15 protein-coding genes are annotated in these 17760 nt (G+C 69.1%); 3 read left to right on the top strand and 12 right to left on the bottom strand.

The window, feature by feature from the left end:
* Positions 1–12: 12 nt before the first annotated feature.
* The 11 genes from ACFPQ9_RS10035 to ACFPQ9_RS09985 form a co-directional block, all read right to left on the bottom strand.
* Positions 13–1944 carry an MFS transporter gene (locus ACFPQ9_RS10035; RefSeq protein ID WP_380849968.1) on the bottom strand — a complete coding sequence of 644 codons (1932 nt, stop codon included), beginning with the start codon at positions 1942–1944 and terminating at the stop codon, positions 13–15.
* Between the two features lie 467 nt (positions 1945–2411).
* Complete coding sequence (locus tag ACFPQ9_RS10030; RefSeq protein ID WP_380849965.1) at positions 2412–2909, bottom strand: Hsp20/alpha crystallin family protein; 498 nt, start codon at positions 2907–2909, stop codon at positions 2412–2414.
* 47 nt (positions 2910–2956) lie between these two features.
* Positions 2957–4738 carry an FAD-dependent oxidoreductase gene (locus ACFPQ9_RS10025; RefSeq protein WP_380849962.1) on the bottom strand — a complete coding sequence of 594 codons (1782 nt, stop codon included), beginning with the start codon at positions 4736–4738 and terminating at the stop codon, positions 2957–2959.
* Positions 4738–4998, bottom strand: coding sequence for a UBP-type zinc finger domain-containing protein (locus ACFPQ9_RS10020; RefSeq protein WP_380849959.1), 261 nt, complete (start codon positions 4996–4998; stop codon positions 4738–4740). Before ACFPQ9_RS10020 ends, ACFPQ9_RS10025 begins: the two co-directional genes overlap by 1 nt.
* 6 nt (positions 4999–5004) lie before the next feature.
* Entirely contained in the window at positions 5005–5463 is a 459-nt protein-coding gene (trxA, locus tag ACFPQ9_RS10015) for a thioredoxin (protein WP_380849956.1), read from the bottom strand.
* Complete coding sequence (gene clpB, locus ACFPQ9_RS10010; RefSeq protein ID WP_380849953.1) at positions 5460–8099, bottom strand: ATP-dependent chaperone ClpB; 2640 nt, start codon at positions 8097–8099, stop codon at positions 5460–5462. The genes trxA and clpB overlap by 4 nt, the downstream gene beginning before the upstream one ends.
* Positions 8090–8458 carry a chaperone modulator CbpM gene (locus ACFPQ9_RS10005; RefSeq protein WP_125524100.1) on the bottom strand — a complete coding sequence of 123 codons (369 nt, stop codon included), beginning with the start codon at positions 8456–8458 and terminating at the stop codon, positions 8090–8092. Before ACFPQ9_RS10005 ends, clpB begins: the two co-directional genes overlap by 10 nt.
* Positions 8458–9393: a J domain-containing protein gene (locus ACFPQ9_RS10000; RefSeq protein WP_359092744.1), complete on the bottom strand. Its 936-nt coding sequence runs from the start codon at positions 9391–9393 to the stop codon at positions 8458–8460. Before ACFPQ9_RS10000 ends, ACFPQ9_RS10005 begins: the two co-directional genes overlap by 1 nt.
* Before the next feature lie 6 nt (positions 9394–9399).
* Positions 9400–9984: a nucleotide exchange factor GrpE gene (locus ACFPQ9_RS09995; protein ID WP_380849948.1), complete on the bottom strand. Its 585-nt coding sequence runs from the start codon at positions 9982–9984 to the stop codon at positions 9400–9402.
* A 10-nt stretch (positions 9985–9994) separates the two neighbouring features.
* The gene (gene dnaK, locus ACFPQ9_RS09990; RefSeq protein ID WP_380849945.1) at positions 9995–11911 is read right to left on the bottom strand and encodes a molecular chaperone DnaK; all 1917 of its coding nucleotides are present in this window, start codon (positions 11909–11911) and stop codon (positions 9995–9997) included.
* A gap of 66 nt (positions 11912–11977) precedes the next feature.
* On the bottom strand, positions 11978–12403 hold the full coding sequence (locus ACFPQ9_RS09985; protein ID WP_380849942.1) for a glycine zipper family protein: 426 nt from the start codon (positions 12401–12403) through the stop codon (positions 11978–11980).
* A gap of 353 nt (positions 12404–12756) precedes the next feature.
* Here ACFPQ9_RS09985 and ACFPQ9_RS09980 point away from each other — a divergent pair, with 353 nt between their 5' ends.
* Entirely contained in the window at positions 12757–14538 is a 1782-nt protein-coding gene (locus ACFPQ9_RS09980) for a PucR family transcriptional regulator (RefSeq protein WP_380849939.1), read from the top strand.
* 181 nt (positions 14539–14719) lie between these two features.
* Here the strand turns inward: ACFPQ9_RS09980 and ACFPQ9_RS09975 are convergent, their stop codons facing one another.
* Positions 14720–15838 (bottom strand): acetate/propionate family kinase, encoded by a 1119-nt coding sequence (locus ACFPQ9_RS09975; RefSeq protein ID WP_380849936.1) that lies wholly within the window; start codon positions 15836–15838, stop codon positions 14720–14722.
* A 117-nt stretch (positions 15839–15955) separates the two neighbouring features.
* On the opposite strand from ACFPQ9_RS09975, the gene ACFPQ9_RS09970 reads away from it, so the two are divergent.
* Both ACFPQ9_RS09970 and ACFPQ9_RS09965 read left to right on the top strand, forming a co-directional pair.
* Positions 15956–16375 carry a phosphoketolase family protein gene (locus tag ACFPQ9_RS09970; RefSeq protein WP_380849933.1) on the top strand — a complete coding sequence of 140 codons (420 nt, stop codon included), beginning with the start codon at positions 15956–15958 and terminating at the stop codon, positions 16373–16375.
* A 781-nt stretch (positions 16376–17156) separates the two neighbouring features.
* A complete protein-coding gene (locus ACFPQ9_RS09965; RefSeq protein ID WP_380849930.1) occupies positions 17157–17612 on the top strand; it encodes a hypothetical protein in 456 nt (151 codons plus the stop codon).
* Positions 17613–17760: the final 148 nt, after the last annotated feature.

The following is a 17760-nucleotide window of genomic DNA, read 5'->3' as shown; positions in this document are numbered from 1 at the left end:
CTTCTGCCCCGGTCACCGCTGGTCATGAGGGTCCCCCGGTGCGCTGTCGGGCCGTCCGGGGCCGTCCGTCGGCGCGTAGCCGCCGTCCGCAAGGCTCTTGGCCCGGGACTCCCGCACGGACTCACGCAGGGCACGGCGGAAGCGACCGGGGCCCCAGGAACGGCCGCCCACGGCCTGTTCGAGTCCGTCGCGGCTCGTCGGGCCGACCTCGTGGAGCGCGTGGGTGATCTGTTCGATCTCGTCGTCGAGGCGTTGTTCGGCCATGGCGGACGTACGGCTCGCTGTGCCGGCGGTGCCGGCCATCCCCGGCGAGTACAGGTTGCTGCCCGGTCCGGTGCCCGGGCGGTAGCGGCGGGCTCCGGCGCGCTCCCGCTCCCGGCGGCGGGCGGTGCGGTCGGCGATCCGCAGTTCCCGCTCGTGCTCGGCGTGCCGGACGTGCGCGGGCCGGAGGCGGTCTCGTGCGTCCTGTGGCGCGGGCTCGTCGCGCCAGTCCGCCTCGGTTTCCTCAGCGGTGAGCGGCCGGGCAATGTTCTCCAGGGACTGTTGTTCGGCCCGGACGCCGAAAAAGACCTCGGCCAGCCCGCCCAGCGCCATGGCTGCCGCTCCGACGAGGAAGCCGATGGCCACCAGGCTGGCATCGCCAGTGTGAATCAAATGGCCGAACAGCAGTGGGCCGGTGATTCCGCCCACGGCCGTGCCGATCGCGAAGAACAGCGAGATGGACAGGGCTCGGGTCTCCATGGGGAAGACCTCGCTCACCGTCAGGTAGGCCGAGCTCGCTCCCGCGGACGCCACGAAGAAGGTCAGCGAGACCAGCAGGAAGAACCACCATGCGGTGAGGGAGCCGTTGATCAGAAGGACGGCGAGGACAGCTGCCACGGCTGCCGAGCCGAAGTATGTGCCCGCGATCATCGGCTTTCTGCCAACGGTGTCGAACAATCGGCCGAGAAGGAGTGGTCCGAGGAAATTGGCGATCGCGAAGATGGCAAGGAAGTAGGGGATCGAGCCGGAGCCGATGTCGAAGAAGCCGTTCAGGATCGTGCCCAGGTCGAAGACGATCGCGTTGTACAGGAACGCCTGTCCGACAAAGAGCGCCAGACCGAGAACGGCGCGACGCGGGTACCGCCGCAGAGCCACGCCGGCGATCTCCCTGAACGGGATGACGTCGCGCTGTCGTACGGTGACCGCCTCGCTCGGTTCGGGCAGCTCGCGGCCGGCCTCTTGGCGCACCTCGGCCTCGATCCGGTCGACGATGCGTTCAGCCTCGTCCTCATGCCCGTGGATGAACAGCCAGCGCGGACTCTCCGGCACATGGCGGCGTACCAGCATGATGCCCAGGCCGAGGATGCCGCCCAGGCCGAAGGCCAGCCGCCAGCCGAGGTCGGCCGCCAGCAGGCTCTCGTTGAGAAGCAGCACGGCGACCAGGCTGCCGAGCGCCGCACCGATCCAGTAGCTGCCGTTGATGGCCAGATCCACCTGCCCGCGGTTGCGGGCCGGAATCAGCTCGTCGATGGCCGAGTTGATCGCGGCGTACTCTCCGCCGATGCCCATACCGGTGATGAAGCGGGCGAGGTAGAGGTACCAGGCATCGTGGGCGAACGCGGTCGCGACGGTGGCGAGGATGTAGATGCCGAGCGTGAGCATGAACAGCTTCTTGCGCCCGTAGCGGTCGGTGAGCCTCCCGAACAGGAGAGCGCCCGCACATGCGCCTGCCACGTAGATGGCGGCGGCAGTGCCTATGTCGGCGCTGGTCAGGTTGATGCCGCTGCCCGGCTCGGTCATGCGGGCGGCGACCGCCCCGACGATCGTCACTTCGAGTCCGTCCAGGATCCAGACGGTTCCCAGGCCGATGACGATGCGCCAATGGAACCGGGACCACGGTAGCCGGTCAAGGCGGGCGGGGACCTTGGTCGTGACGACACCGAGCTCGGCTGTGGTGGTCATGCCGTGCCTCCTCGTTCAGGGCCACGGGCTGTCGCCGGTAGAACAGGCCGGTATGGACTGGTCCGCATAGGGTGGTCTTCTGTGCTGCGCTGCCACCTTCTGGGACACCGTTTTCGCTTTCTCCATGAGGGCGACACGATGCTCTGGCGCTGCGCGCGTGGGTGCGGAGCGGAGGGCAGCAAGCGATATCCGACCGCCCAGGACGCCGCGCGTTACGCACGGGCATTCGATCGCGAGGACCAGGCGGACATGGGCCGGCGAGCACCGCTGGGTCTGCTCCCCCTTCGGCTGCTGCGCGCCTGGCGTCTGCGGCGCCGAAAGGACGCCGGTGGGGAGCCGCGTGCCGAGTCTCCGCCGCCGTGAGGGGTTCTGACAGGGGACATGGTTCATGAGTCACCCCGGGTGTCGAGCCTCGCCGGGCCCGGCCGCGGTGCCGGATGGGTGTCCGGAACCGCGGCGTTCGCGTCTCAGCCCTTGTTTTCGGTGCTTTCACTCGTCTCGCTGATTTCGATGTGCCGGGGTTTTGCGACCTCGGCCTTGGGGACGGTGATGTTGAGCACCCCATCCGACATCTGCGCATTGATCTTTTCGGTGTCGACCTCTCCGGGCAGCCGCAGCCGGTACTCGAAGGATCCGGTGCGGCGGGTGCTCCGGCGCAGGACGCCTTTGCGTTCCTTCTCCTTGATCTCTCCGGTGACCACCAGCTCCTGGCCGTTCGCTTCGACGTTGATGTCCTTGCTCTTGACGCCGGGGAGTTCGATCTCGACGTGGAAGGCGTCGTCGGACTCCGTGACATCCGCCAGGGGTGTCCACGCGACTGCGGGCGCAGTAGCTCCCACCGTGGACTCCATCAGTCCGCTCATCTCGCTGAGCAGTTGATCGAACTCCGTAAGCGGATTGCGTGCCCAGCCAACGGGGCTGCCCTGCATTGCGCCACCGCGGTGACGCCGGACGGGCGTGGTCATTCCCATCGCCTCCTTCTCCTTCTCGTGATGTCGTCGCCCGCTGGGTGTCATGCGAGCCAAGCGGACTCCTTCGGACGGGTGCGCGGGGAGCTGTCGGTGCCGCCGGGCGCGGCCGTGTGGTTCAGGTAGCGGTGCACGAAGTGAATGCTCATCGCGCCTTCGCCGACCGCGGAGGCCACGCGCTTCACCGAGCCGCTGCGGACGTCGCCGGCGGCGAAGACGCCAGGCAGGCTGGTCTCCAATGTCAGGCAGTCGCGGCCCTGGCTCTGCCACAGTTCGGGAACGGAGCAGGCCTGCGCCTCCGCGCCGGTGAGTACGAAGCCGCGCGCGTCGAGGGCGAGCGCCCCGGACAGCCACTCGGTGTGAGGGTCGGCGCCGGTGAAGACGAAGAGGGCCCGGACCGCGAGGTGGCGGTGCTCGCCCGTACGGTGGTCGACCACGGTGACCGCCTCCAGCGCCTTGTCGCCGAGTGCCTCGGTCATCTCGGTGTGCAGCAGCACGCGCACCCGCGGGTGGCGCTCGATCTGGTCGATCAGGTAGCGGGACATGTGCGCCGCGAGGCTGGGCCCACGGACGAGCAGATACACCTGCGGTGCGTACCCGGCCAGGAAGAGCACGGCCTGCCCTGCGGAGTTGCCGCCGCCGACGACCGCCACCGGGTCGGTCCGGCACTGCTGGGCCTCGTAGACGGTCGCCGAGTAGTGGACGCTCGCGCCCTCCAACGGCTCGATGCCGGGCACATCGAGGCGGCGGTAGTGGGCGCCGGTGGCCAGGACGACGGTACGGGCGGTGATCTCGCTGCCGTCGGCGAACCCGACGGCGTAGTGGCCGTCCCGCCGTTCGAGCCGGGCCGCCTCCGCCGGGACGCTGATCCGGGCGCCGAACTTGCGCGCCTGGAGCACAGCCCGCTCGGTGAGTTCGGCGCCGGATATGCCGGAGGGGAAGCCGAAGCAGTTGTCGATGCGGGACGAGGTCCCGGCCTGGCCGCCGGTGGCCATCGCCTCGACCACAGTCGTGCCGAGGCCTTCCGAGGCGGCGTTCACCGCGGCGGCGAGACCGGCCGGACCGGAGCCGATGATGAGGAGATCGCCACGGCCGTTGTCCGATGGCAGGGGCGGCAAGCCGATCAACCGTGCCAGTTCGGCGTTGCTCGGATTGCGCAGCAGGGTCGTGTCACGCCATATCACCAGCGGCGTCTCCTCCGGACCGACCCCGAAGCGGCGCAGCAGCGCCTCGGCCTCCTCGTCCGTCTCCAGATCGATCCAGCGGTGCGGCAGCCGGTTGCGGGCGGCGAACTCGCGCAGCCGCCGGGTGTCGGGCGAATAGCGCGAGCCGATGATGCGGAAGCCGGCGCCCTGCCCGACGAGCAGAGCACGCCGGCCCAGGCAGGCGCGCAGCACCACATCACCGAGGACGGAGTCGGCGGTCACCAGGTCACGCAGCTGATCCATGGACAGAGCGAGGATCTCGCCGGGGTCCCTGACCACGGCGGTGTAGAAGGCCACCTGTCCGTTCAGGAGGCCGAGTTCGCCGATGAAGCGGCCCGGGCCGTGGACACGCAGCAGGCGTTCGCCGGGTGTGCCGTAGCCCTGGACGATGGCAACCGAGCCACTGAGGACGACGTAGAACGCCTCGCACCGCTCCCCTTCCCGGATCAGCACGTCACCGACGTCAACGGCGCGCCTCTGGCCGTGCTGCGCCAGGCGGGCCATCTGGTCGTCCGACAGACGGGGGTAGGCGCCGTAGATGTCGGGGGTCTCGAAGGGGACGCTCTCCTCCGCCTCGTCCGGCACCGGCGCCGTGCCCGGCCGCGTCTCGTCGCCGGGCATCACACGAGCGCCTCGTGGACGAAGCACCACCGCCAGTCCTCGCCGGGCTCCATCGACGCCACGATCGGATGGCCGTCGGCGGCGGCGTGACGGCGGGCGTGCCGGTTCGGCGAGGAATCGCAGCAGCCCACGTGGCCGCATGTCAGGCAGAGCCTGAGGTGGACCCAGGGGGAACGTGTAGCCAGGCATTCCTCGCACCCAGAGGCGCGCGGAGTGACGGGGCGTACGAGGGCGAGGTGGGGGTCAGTTCCTACGGTCATGGCCGATCACCCTTTCCCGGCCGGTTCGTGGCCCGCGATCGAGTGCTCCACCCACTGCCGCAGGGCAGGGGCGGGTGCGGCACCCGACTGTCGGGCGATGGTCTGTCCTTTGTCGAGGACCAGCAGCGTCGGTACCGCCTGGACCTCGAACCGCTGCGCCAGGCGCGGGTTCTTGTCGATGTCGACCTTGACCAGTTTGATCTTTCCCGCGAGATCGGCGGCGACTTTCTCCAGCGCTGGGCTCACCATGCGGCAGGGGCCGCACCAGGTGGCCCACAGGTCGACGACGACGGGCACGGTGGCCTGTTCGACGACCTCGGTGAAGTCGTCGTCGCCAGCGTCGGCCATCCACGGCAGGGGCTGCTTGCAGTTGCCGCACCTGGGGCTGCCCTCGGCGGCCACGGGTATCCGGTTGGTGCGCCCGCAGTGCGGGCACGTGATGTTGGTGGCCTGCACGGTACTCATGCCGCCCTCGCCCCCTTCACGTCCTCGGGCTGGTCGTAGGTGACCACCAGCTCTGCGTGCTGGGCATCGATGCGGACCGTCGCGCCGTCCTGGACGTCGCCGCGCAGCAGGGCGCGCCCGACCAGGGTCTCGACCTCGTGGGAGATGTAACGCCGCAGCGGCCGGGCCCCGTACACCGGGTCGTAGCCCTGGTGAGCGATTACCTCCCGGGCGGCGTCGGTGAGTTCGACGGTGATGCGGCGCTCGGCGAGCCGGTGCCGCAGCTCGTCGAACTGCAGCTCCACGATCCGCTCGATCTGGGACTCGCCGAGCGGCTTGAACAGCACGATGTCGTCGACGCGGTTGAGGAACTCCGGGCGGAAGTGCCCGCGCAGCTCGCCCATTACCAGGGCGCGGGCATCCGGCTTGATCTCACCCTCGGCGGTGGCGCCGTCGAGGAGGTGCTCGGAGCCGATGTTGGACGTCATGATGATCACGGTGTTGCGGAAGTCGACCGTGCGGCCCTGAGCATCGGTGATGCGGCCATCGTCGAGGATCTGCAGCAGGGTGTTGAACACATCGGTGTGCGCCTTCTCGATCTCGTCGAACAGGACGACCGAGTACGGCTTGCGGCGTACGGCCTCGGTGAGCTGGCCGCCTTCCTCGTAGCCGACGTATCCGGGCGGTGCGCCCATGAGCCGGCTGACGGTGTGCCGCTCCTGGTACTCGCTCATGTCGAGGCGAACCATGTTCTCCTCGGAGTCGAACAGGGCCCGGGCGAGGGTCTTGGCCAGCTCGGTCTTCCCGACGCCGGTGGGGCCGAGGAAGATGAACGAGCCGATGGGGCGGCGCGGGTCGCGGATGCCGGAGCGGGCGCGGATGATGGCGTCGGCGACGAGTTTGACGGCTTCGTCCTGGCCGATGACGCGCTCGCGCAGGATCTCGTCGAGTCGCAGCAGTTTCTCGCGTTCGCCCTCCTGGAGGCGGGCGACGGGGATGCCGGTCCAGGCGGCGACGATCTCGGCGATCTCCTCCTCGGTGACGACCTCGCGCAGCAGCCGGTTCTGTCCCTGCTTGGCGACCAGTTGCTCCTCCTCTGCGGCGAGCCGGCGCTCCAGGTCCTGGAGGCGGCCGTAGCGCAGTTCGGCGGCGCGGTTGAGGTCGTAGGCGCGTTCGGCCTCCTCCGCCTCGTGGCGGACCTGTTCCAGTTCCTGGCGCAGTTCCTGCACGCGGCGGATCGCCTGCCGTTCGGCCTCCCACTGGGCGTGTTTGGCATCGGCCTCGCCGCGCAGGTCGGCCAGTTCCTTGCGCAGTTCATCCAGGCGGGCCTTGCTGGCGGGGTCGGTCTCCTTGGACAGGGCGGCTTCCTCGATCTCCAGGCGGGTCACCCGGCGGGTGATCTCGTCGAGTTCGGCTGGCATGGAGTCGATCTCCGTACGCAGCCGGGCGCACGCCTCGTCGACGAGGTCGATGGCCTTGTCGGGCAGGAAACGGTCGGTGATGTAGCGGTGGGAGAGCGTCGCCGCCGCGACCAGCGCGGTGTCCTGGATCTTGACACCGTGGAAGACCTCCAGGCGTTCACGCAGTCCGCGCAGGATGGAGATGGTGTCCTCCAGGCTGGGTTCGTCGACCAGTACCTGCTGGAAGCGGCGTTCGAGGGCGGCGTCCTTCTCGATGTGCTTGCGGTACTCGTCCAGGGTGGTCGCGCCGATCATGTGCAGTTCGCCGCGTGCCAGCATGGGCTTGAGCATGTTGCCCGCGTCCATGGCTCCTTCGGCTGCGCCCGCGCCGACGACCGTGTGCAACTCGTCGACGAAGAGCAGGATCCGCCCCTCGGCGGCCTTGACCTCGCTCAGTACGGCCTTGAGGCGTTCCTCGAACTCGCCGCGGTACTTGGCGCCTGCCACGAGCGAGCCCATGTCGAGGGCGAACACCGTCTTGTCGCGCAGTCCTTCGGGCACGTCACCGCGCACGATGCGCTGGGCGAGCCCCTCTACGATGGCGGTCTTGCCGACGCCGGGGTCGCCGATCAGGACGGGGTTGTTCTTGCTCTTGCGGCTGAGGATCTGGGTGACGCGGCGGATCTCGGCATCCCGGCCGATGACGGGGTCGAGGCGCCCGGTCCTGGCCTCGGCGACCAGGTCGCGGCCGTACTTCTCCAAGGCCTCGTAGGCCACCTCGGGGTTGGCGGAGGTCACGCGCTGGTTGCCGCGGACCTGGGTGAGCGCGCCGAGGAAGGAATCCCGGGTCACGCCGTGCTCCTTCAGCATGCGCCCGGCGGCGGTCGCCGAGCCCTCCTCGGCCAGGGCCAGCAGCAGGTGTTCCACGGACACGTACTCGTCCTTGAGGCGTTTGGCCTCCCGTTCGGCCACGTCCAGCAGCCGGGCCAGGCGCTGGGTGACGAAGACCTGGCCCGGTGCCGCGCCGGGGCCGGTCACCTTGGGCCGGCGGGAGAGCTCCTCGCGTACGGCCGCGCGCAACTCCTCGGGCTCGGTGCCCGCCTGCTGCAGCAGCCGCGGGATCAGGCCCTCCTCCTGGTCGAGGAGGGCAAGCAGCAGATGCTCGCCGTCGACCTCGGTGTGGCCGAGGCTGCCGGCGGCGCTCTGGGCTTCCTGCAGGGCTTCCTGGGACTTCTGGGTCAGGCGGTTCATGTCCATGGTGGTAGATCACTCCTCACGCCTGCGCGTCGCAGCGCGGCTTCGAGCAGGCTGATGCGATCGAGCAGGTCGAGCACCAGACCGACGGATGCGTAGTTCAGGCACAGCCCGGTGCGCAACCGCTGGACGCGGGCCAGGGCGGCCGGGGCCGCGGGGGCGAACACCAGCCGTCCGGAGGCGTCACGGTCGGCGTCCACCAGTCCGAGGGCGACGAACCGACGGATCAGCTCAGGATGGACGCCTGAGCGGCGGGCCACGGTCTCCAGGGAGAGCCTGGGCACGGGCACGATCGCGTACTGCACGCCCACCTCGTGCGTGCGTGCGCGGGACGGGCGGGCCCCGGCCGGTCGGTCGCTCATCAGGTCCTCCTGGGGTCGAACGAGGAGACAGCAGCAAGTTCCTCCAGCAGCTCGCGCTCTCGGTCGCTCAGCCGGGGCGGCACCATGATCCGCAGCTCCGCGTACAGGTCTCCGTTCGCGCCGCGCGGGCCCGGCATGCCCTCGCCGCGCAGCCGCAGGCGCCGTCCGCTGGAGGACCCGGCGGGCACGGTCACCTTCGCCGTGGCACCGCTCGGCGTGGGCACCGGCACGGTCGCGCCCAGCGCCGCCTCCCACGGGGTGACCGGAAGCCGCACGTGGACGTCCCGGCCGTCGAGGCGGAACTCGGGGTGCGGCTGGATCCGCACCCTCAGGTACAGGTCCCCGGCGGGAGCGTCGCCGCCGCTCCCGCGCCCGCCTTCCCCGGCCAGCCGGATGCGCTGCCCGTCGGTGGTGCCGGGCGGCACGTCGACCTGGTAGCTCCGCTGCCCGGCGGGTCCGGCGAGGGTGACCGTACGGCGGCCGCCCCGGTAGGCCTCCTCGACGGTGAGCGGGAGTTCGGCCTCCTGGTCGGCGCCGGGCACGCGCATCCGCCCGGCGCCGCCGAACAGCGAGCCGAACAGATCCTCGACGTCGACCCCCTCGTCCCCGAAGCCCGTCGTGGAGTACCGCACCCGGGGGCCGCCGCCGGTGGTCCCCCAGAAGCCGCTGCCGGAGCCAGCGCCGGCAGCGACCCGCTCCTCCCAGTCCTCCGGGACCTTCCGGAAGTCCTCGCCGAAGCGGTCGTACCGGGCTCGCTGGTCCGGATCGGACAGGACACTAAAGGCCTCATTGATCTCCTTGAACCGCTCCTCTGCCTGGGGGTCCTTGTTGACGTCGGGGTGGTACCTGCGGGCCAGGGTGCGGTAGGCCCGCTGGATCTCGTCCGGGTCGGCGGTGCGCGCAACGCCGAGCACCTCGTAGAAGTCGCGTGCCATGGAGGGTCACTCCCGCTTGGCGACGGTCACGGCGGCAGGCCGCAGCTGCCGCTCGGCCTCCCCGTAACCGGGTCGCAGCACCTGGACCACGGTGTTCGGATCGGCGTCGGAATCCTGGACCACGCCGACCACCTCGTGCCGGGCCGGGTCGAACGACACGCCCGTCTCTGCGTGGCGCGGGTAGCCCAGCCGCTCCAGGACGTTCACGGCCTGGTCGCGCACGGCCCGGACACCTTCGACAATCGCGTCGGGGTCGGCGGTCGCGTGACTCAGGGCAAGCTCCAGGTTGTCGATCACGGGCAGGAAGGCCGCTGCCGTACGGGCGCGTTCGGCCGCGGCCTCCCGCTCCAGCTCCCTGGCGTGGCGTTTGCGCAGGTTGTCGAGGTCGGCCAGGGCGCGGCGCCAGCGGTCCTCAGCCTCTCGCAGCGCGGCCGCGTATTCGTCCTCCGGTGCGGCGGCGCTGGTTGCGGCGTCGGGCCCCGGCTCGGCCTCCTCGGCCGGCGGTCCGGACTGCTCAAGGTCCCCGCGCGGCGGCTGTACGGCGCCGTTGGGCGGCGGGTCGGGCTCTCGGTCCCGGGGTGGGATGGGCATAGCGGGCACCTCAGCCCTTGTCGAACTCGGCGTCGATCACATCGTCGTCGTCCCCGGCGCCGCCCTGCGCGGCCTCGCCGGGACCGGATCCGTCCGGTGAGCCGGTGCCCGCCGGACCGCCCGCGGCGGCTCCCGCCTGGTGGGCTGCGAGCCCCGCGAAGATCTGCTGGAGTTCGGACGTCAGCGGCCGGACCTTGTCCGCACCGGCCTCGTTCTTGACCGCCTCGCGGGCTTCGGCCACCAGCATCTCGGCGCGGGCCTTCTCGTGTGCGGGCGCGGCGTCGCCGAGCTCGCCGAGGCGTTTTTCGACCTGGTAGGCGATGGCGTCCAGTTCATTGCGGGCGTCGACTGCCTCACGCAGGGCCTGGTCCTCACCGCGGTTACGCTCGGCCTCCTGGACCATCCGCTCGACCTCGGTTCGGTCGAGGTTGGAGCTCTCGCTGATGGTGATGCCCTGTTCCTTGCCGGTGTCCTTGTCCCGCGCGGTGACGTTGAGGATGCCGTTGGCGTCTATGTCGAAGATGACCTCGACCTGCGGCTCACCGCGCGGCGCGGGGCGGATGTCGGTGAGCTGGAAGCGACCCAGGACCCGGTTGTCGGCGGCCCTCTCACGCTCGCCCTGCAGGACGACAACGTCGACGGCGGGCTGGTTGTCCTCGGCGGTGGAGAAGGTCTCGGAGCGTCGCACCGGGATGGTGGTGTTCCGCTCGATGATTTTCGTCATCACGCCGCCGCGTGTCTCCACGCCCAGCGACAACGGGGTGACATCGAGCAGCAGGACATCCTTGACCTCGCCCTTGAGGACCCCGGCCTGGATCGCGGCGCCCATCGCCACGACCTCGTCGGGGTTGACGCTCATGTTGGGTTCCTTGCCGCCGGTCAGCCTCCGCACCAGGGCCTGGACGGCGGGGATGCGGGTGGAGCCGCCGACGAGGATGACCTCATCGATGTCGCTGTCACTGACCTTGGCGTCGTCCATGGCCTGCCGCACCGGGCCCAGACAGCGCTCCACCAGGTCGCCGGTGATCTGCTCGAACGTCGACCGCATGATCGTCGTGGTCAGATGCTTGGGCCCGGAGGCGTCGGCCGTGATGAACGGCAGGCTGACCTGCGTCTGGGTCACCGAGCTGAGCTCGGTCTTGGCCTTCTCGGCGGCCTCGAACAGGCGTTGCAGGGCCTGTGGATCCTGGCGCAGGTCGATGCCGTTCTCCTTCTGGAAGCCGTCGGCGAGCTGGTCGACCAGCCGGCGGTCGAAGTCGTCGCCGCCCAGATGGCTGTCGCCCGCCGTGGACCGTACCTCCACCACGCCGTCGCCGACGTCGAGGATGCTGACGTCGAAGGTGCCGCCGCCCAGGTCGAAGACGAGCACCGTCTCGTGCTGCTTCTTGTCCATCCCGTAGGCGAGGGCGGCCGCAGTCGGCTCGTTGATGATCCGCAGCACTTCCAGGCCGGCGATCCGTCCGGCGTCCTTGGTCGCGGTGCGCTGGGCGTCGTTGAAGTAAGCAGGCACCGTGATGACCGCCTCCGTGACCCGCTCTCCCAGCTGCTTGGAGGCGTCGTCGGCGAGCTTGCGCAGCACCTGCGCGCTGATCTCCTCAGGAGCGTAGAGCTTGTCGCGCACCTTGAAGCGGGCGGCGCCGCCGTCTCCCTCGACCACGTCGTACGCGACGGCCTTGGCCTCATCGGAGATCTCGTCGAAGTGCCGACCGATGAACCGCTTGGCCGAGTAGATGGTGCCCTTGGGGTTGAGAATCGACTGGCGGCGGGCCAGTTGACCCACCAAGCGCTCGCCGGTGTCGGTGAAGGCCACCACGGACGGCGTCGTGCGGTTGCCCTCGCTGTTGGGAACTACCGCCGACTCGCCGCCCTCCCAGACGGCGATCACCGAGTTCGTGGTGCCCAGGTCGATGCCTACTGCCTTCGCCATGAGGAACTCCTTCCGCGACGGGCGGCCCCGTTCGCCTCGGAGTCGCGCCCGGTCTTCCACACTCGCTCAGGTGACGGCGGGACCGCCCCGCGGGCGGCTGCTCTTCCAAGCGCCACTTCTTGTGCTGGTGCCGGTCCCGCTGGGCAGCCTGGCCAGCATCTGCACCGCCTCGTCAGCGACCGCTTCATCCGCGACGACGTCGTACCGGCTGGGCCGCATGAAGCTCACCGAGGCGAAATCCCGGCGGCCACGCTGGGCCGAGTGCACCAGCAGGTTGAGCAGAGCACCGACGAGTGCTCCGAAAACCAACCCGTACAACGCGAGGAGCAGCCCCGACACGACCGGGTCCAGCCAGTTCAGCAGTCCGAAGATCCACCCGATCAGTGCACCGGGCAGGGCACCGCTCGCCGCGCCCTGCAGCGCGGCCCCGCCATGTCCCATGCGGCCGGTCACCTGCTCGACCAGACGCACGTCCTGCCCGATGATGGCCACCCTCTCGACGGGAAACCGTGATCGGACAGGTGATCGACGGCGCGTTCCGCCTCCTGGTAAGTCGTGTACGAGGCGATGGTCCTGCGGGCCTGCTCGTTCATCAGCCAGTCCTTCCTGCCACGGCCACCGGTGCGCCCGGTGATCCCTGACAAGCCCCAGAGTTGCAACGGAGCAGCGCGCTTCGCCTGCGCCCGGCAGGTCAGAAATCGACGCGGTCGGTCGGTCCACGAGAACAAGGCCAAATCCTGACAAGCCGGATGACCGTGCCCAGGCTGGGTACGCGGGGGTCGCACCGGCGTGGATCCCACGACTCGCTCGATCGCCGCCGATGACCCGAGGAGAACGGAGTGACCATGGCCTCCCATCCGTCACGGACGCTTTCCCCTCACGTCTCCGACCAGAAGGTGAACCGCCACCCGAGTAACACCGCGAGCACCGAACGGCACGGCCCCCGTCCGCTCGCGGCGCTGGACCCACACGGGCTGCTGGTGCTGTCCCACGTCCTGCTCAACTGCGCGGAGCAGAGTGAGATCGTGCGGTTGGCCATGCGGCACGTCAGTGCCCTTGGTCCCTACCACGCCGAGGCCGGATACCTCGCGAAGGACGACGGTTTGTCCCGCGTCCCCGGACACGAAGTGGGAGCGCCAACGGTCGACGACACGGGGATGGTCGACAACACGGGGGTGAAGGAGCTGGGCGAGGCTGACGGTTCCGTATCCGTTCCTGAACGGTCCTGGACCTGGGCGTTCGGCCTGCGCGGGACCGGCGGTCTGCTCGGCTACCTCGTGGTCTCCTCTCACTCCGAGCCCGATGAGCAGGGGCACTTCCTCCTCTCGACCCTCGTGGGGCTCACATCAGCGGCCCTGTCACTGACGGTCACGCGCGCCCCGCAGCACGACGACGGCGGCGAACGGAGCCGCCTCCGCACCGAGCGGGACACCGCACTGCGGCAACTGGACACAGTGCGCTCCGAGCTGCACCTGCAGAACACCGTGCACGAGACCCTCGCCCGTGTCGCTGCCCGGGGCGGCGGCGAGGACGCCATCACTCAAGCGCTGTACGAGCTCACCGGGTTGTCAGCGCTCATCGAGGACCGGTTCGGCAATCTGAGGTCCTGGGCCGGTCCCGACCGGCCCGACCCCTATCCGGTACGGTCCTCGACCTCCCAGGAAGAGATGCTGGGCCAGGTCGCGCGCGAGGCGGGCCCGGTCAGAGTCAAGGGCCGGCTGATCGCTCTGGCCCGGCCACGCGGCGAGGTCCTCGGCGTACTCGCCGTCGAGGACCCCGAGGCGACGGCTGACGAGCACACCATGTTCGCCTTGGATCATGCCCAGCGGTCGCTTGCCCAGGAGCTCGTACATATGCGCGAACTCACCGAGGTCGAACTGCGGCTGCGCCGCCAGCTGATCGACGACCTGTTGGAGGGAACCGACGAGACGAGCGCCTATGCCCGAGCCGAAGCCGTCGGCCACGACCTGCAACGTACCCACTACGTGGTCGTGGTGCACTGGCCGGGCCACGCCGCGACCAGCTCCTTCACCCGTGCCGTCGAGCAGGCGACGGCCACCACGGCGACGCGGCCGCTGATCACCCGTCGCGGCGACCGGATGGTCCTGCTGACCGAAGCGAGGCCCGACGACGATGCCGTGTACGCGGCGCTGGCCCGCGAGCTGGGGACCCCCGACGGAGCGATCGGGGTGAGCACCCGCTGCGACTCCCCGGACGGCATTCCCCGCTGTTATCAGGAGGCACTGCGGGCCCTGGAGGTGCGGCAGAACTCCCGCCAGCGCAGCGGGACGACGTTCTTCGAGGACCTCGGGCTGTACCGGATCCTGGGGCCCGGTAACGATCTCCGGGAACTCGAAGACTTCGTGCGAGAGTGGCTCGGCCAGCTGATCGACTACGACGCAGGGCACGACACGGAGTTGGTGGAGACGCTCTCGTGCTACTTCGACTGCGGAGGCAACTACGACGATGCGGCCGCCACGCTGACCGTCCACCGCAGCACATTGCGCTACCGGCTGCAGCGCATCCGTGAGATCAGCGACCGCGACCTGGCGGATGTGGATACCCGGCTCAATCTGCAGGTGGCAACGCGCGTCTGGAAGATCATCCTGGGCGGGCGGGGGCGCTGACCGCGCAGACCCGGTGGGGCGGCGCAGCGGGTGAGCCTGGCTGCCGCCTCGTCGCGTTCGCAGGAGAAGTGCGAGAAGGTCGTGACCGGCCGGTACCGCACCGCTACCGCTCCTACTGGCCCGGCGCGCAGTGGCGCCGTTCCCATCCCGTCGGCCCACGTGTCGGAGACGCGCATGCGCCTCACGGGCCGCGGAGAAGGGTTCGGGTCTCGTGGTCGATCTGCTGGGCCTCTCCGGTGGGTACGACCACGATCGGTATTACCGCCCCCCGCCCGCTGACGATCGCCGGACGGCTCGCGTCGTCAGGCGTGCGCAGGCCGCCGGTCAGGCCGAGGGCGGTGAGCCGGGTGCATACCTCTTCGCGGACCTCGGGCTGGTCTTCGCCGATCTCCCCGGTGAACACCAGGGCGTCGAGCCGGTCGAGGGACGCGGCCATCGCAGCGATGCCGCGACGACAGTGATGAGTGAAGACGTCCAGGGCGAGAGCGGCGCGCTCGTCGCCCGCTGCCCGGCTGCGGACGAGGTCGCGAGTGTCGTCGGAGGTACCGGAGAGGCCGAGCAGACCGCAATGGTGATTCAGTACGTCCTCGATGTCCTCAGCGGACAGACGGTGCCGCGTCTGCAGCCAGGTCAGGGCGCCGGGGTCCACGCTTCCGCTGCGGTGGCTCATCACCAACCCCTCCAGCGGTGTGAAGCCCATGGTGGTGTCTACGCTCGTCCCGTTGCGCACCGCACAGGCGGAGCAGCCGCCGCCGAGGTGGGCGATCACCAGGTGGAGCTGCTGGGGGCGCTGACCGAGCAGCTCGGCCGCTCGGCCGAGTGCCCACGCGTAGGACAGCCCGTGGAAGCCGTAGCGGCGCACCCCGTACTCCTCGCGCCAAGTGGCGGGCACCGCGTACTCGCGGGCGGCGGCGGGCAGGCCGGCGTGGAAGACGGTGTCGAAGCAGACGGCGTGCGGGACGTCCGGTAGCAAGTTCCGGGCGGTATCCAGGACAGTGAGGGCCGGCGGGACGTGCAGCGGTGCCAGGTCGGCCACATTCCCGAGGGCGGCCCGGACCTCGTCGTCGACCAGGACGTGTCTGCGCAGTCCGGGTCCGCCGTGGACGATGCGGTGACCCACGGCAGCGGGCGATGGCGTTTGAGCCAGCAGTTGCCGCAGAGAGCCGGACACATCTTCGCCGGGTGCGGAGGCGCTGTGGTCTTCGGCCAGGGCCTTCCCGTCGTCGCCGAACACGGTCAGCCTCAAACTGGACGAGCCTGCGGCGGCCACCAGGACAGGGCCGATGTTTCCTGCCGACACGGTGCTCCTTCCCCGCGGTCCCGGACCGCGTCGCGCGGCTGTGCCCGCAACGGCTCGGCGCGTGTGCCGAGGCAGCCGGGTACCCGCCTGACCTCGTAGGAAACGGAGGCCCACCGGATGAGCTCGGCACACGAGGAAGGCGCGCCCTACCGGCGAGCGGCCGACTACATGGCCGCATCAGTGATCTTCCTGCGCGGCTACTTGCTGCTACGTGAGCCGCTGCCGCCGGAACACATCAAGCACGAGGCAGCTAGGCCACTGGGGCTCTGGTGCCCGGGGATCACCAGGGCGTACGCGCCGCTCAACACGCTCGTCCGTGAGCGGGACGCCGATGGGCTGTCGGTGCCCGGTCCCGGCCCACGGCGCCCCGGCCAACCACGCCAACCTCTGGCTGGAGGGCACCCACGAGGAGTACGACCCCGCGCATGTCCGGACCGGCGCAGGTCTGAGGACCAGACAGGCCCGACGTGCGTGACGTGCGCATCCTCGCAATCAGGGAATCATCGAGCCATTTCAGCCCGGGCCCTGATCGGGTGACGCTCGCGGTGCGCGCAACGGACGAGGCTCCCGCGCCGTTGGAGGAGGTGTGCGGGCACAACGCAAGCCATGGGAAGTGGCGTTGCCTGTTCTTCAGGTCTTCTTGTCCCGCTGAGCTACCTGTCCTCCCCCTGTGTTCTGTACACAGGCCCCCGTCGGATGGGCTGGCCCACATATCCGCCCCATGTTGTCGGCTCACTCAGGGGGCTTGCGCAGACCGCCACCGGTAGGGCAAGGAGACATGTGCATGCGGGCCGTCACGCCCTATGCCAGCGACGACACCCCGTACAGCACTGGAACCCCATGACACGCACGTAGCCCGGCAAACTCAATGAGTCGGCTCATTGCGGCGCAGGACAGCGCCACTTACCTGTGCGCCTTACCCCTCAGGCATAACCAGGACCGGGTCAGGCATGCCCGAGGAAGCAGGACTCCACGATGCTCAGGCGAGGGCCTGTCCCCTCCGGGTAGGCCCAGCTACCTACAAAGACAGGGGAATACAGATACCCAGTTACCACGAAGCGCAATTCTGGGATCCGATCGAAATTACCCCTGAAACATAGGCCGGGTAATCGACCAGACGGAATAGAGCAGGGAAACCACCAGAAACGCAGGCGAGAGAAACGTTCCACCAGATCAGTAAACAGTACAGGGGAAATTTGCACCCTTTTCGAGCATCTTCGAACCTGGCTGACAAGGGTAATTGATCACGTCGCCAGTTCGAGTGAAATACCCCTTGCGGAGAGGGTTGCCGATGCCCTGTCATAGATACGGTTCACCAATGGTTGAGGACCTTCCCTGGGAAGAATTTGCCGGTGACCCTGACACGCACATCGCAAAGCTCGAGGAGAAGGAGGAGGGTCTACAAAAGGACATCTACAAGGTGCGTCAGGAGCTGCGCCTGGCCCGTCAGTTGAAGAAGCACAAGGACACCGCGGACGAGTGGAGGCGGAACGGCATCCCGGATCAGCGACAGTCGTCGGCGGACGACGACGAAGACGATGACATGACAGCAGCCAACGCCCAAGGCCAGACCCGCAAGGATCGCATCCGGGAGATCATGCTTCAGGATCCAATGCGCCATTGGAAGGCAGGCTCCATGGCTCAGGCCCTGGGCGAGCCCGCCAAGGGGAAGAGCGTCCGCGTGACCATGGATGAGCTTGTGCGTGCCGGCGAACTCGTGAAGCACCCGGGTTCCAATTACCAGCACGCCTCCGGAGTCCGGACGACATCTTAGAACAAAACTCGATCACTCAGCCTCTATCGAGCCAAAAGGCGGCCGCCACCTGGAATTACTTCCGTGGTGGCGGCCTACAGCAACGAACCTCCCGAGAACCTTCCACAGTGCCGGATCAGTTCGTGCCACGCTGTATTTTACGGACGGC

It is taken from the genome of Streptomyces coerulescens (genome assembly GCF_042657965.1).
Classification (GTDB): domain Bacteria; phylum Actinomycetota; class Actinomycetes; order Streptomycetales; family Streptomycetaceae; genus Streptomyces; species Streptomyces coerulescens.
This window is presented reverse-complemented; position numbering and strand designations above follow the sequence as displayed.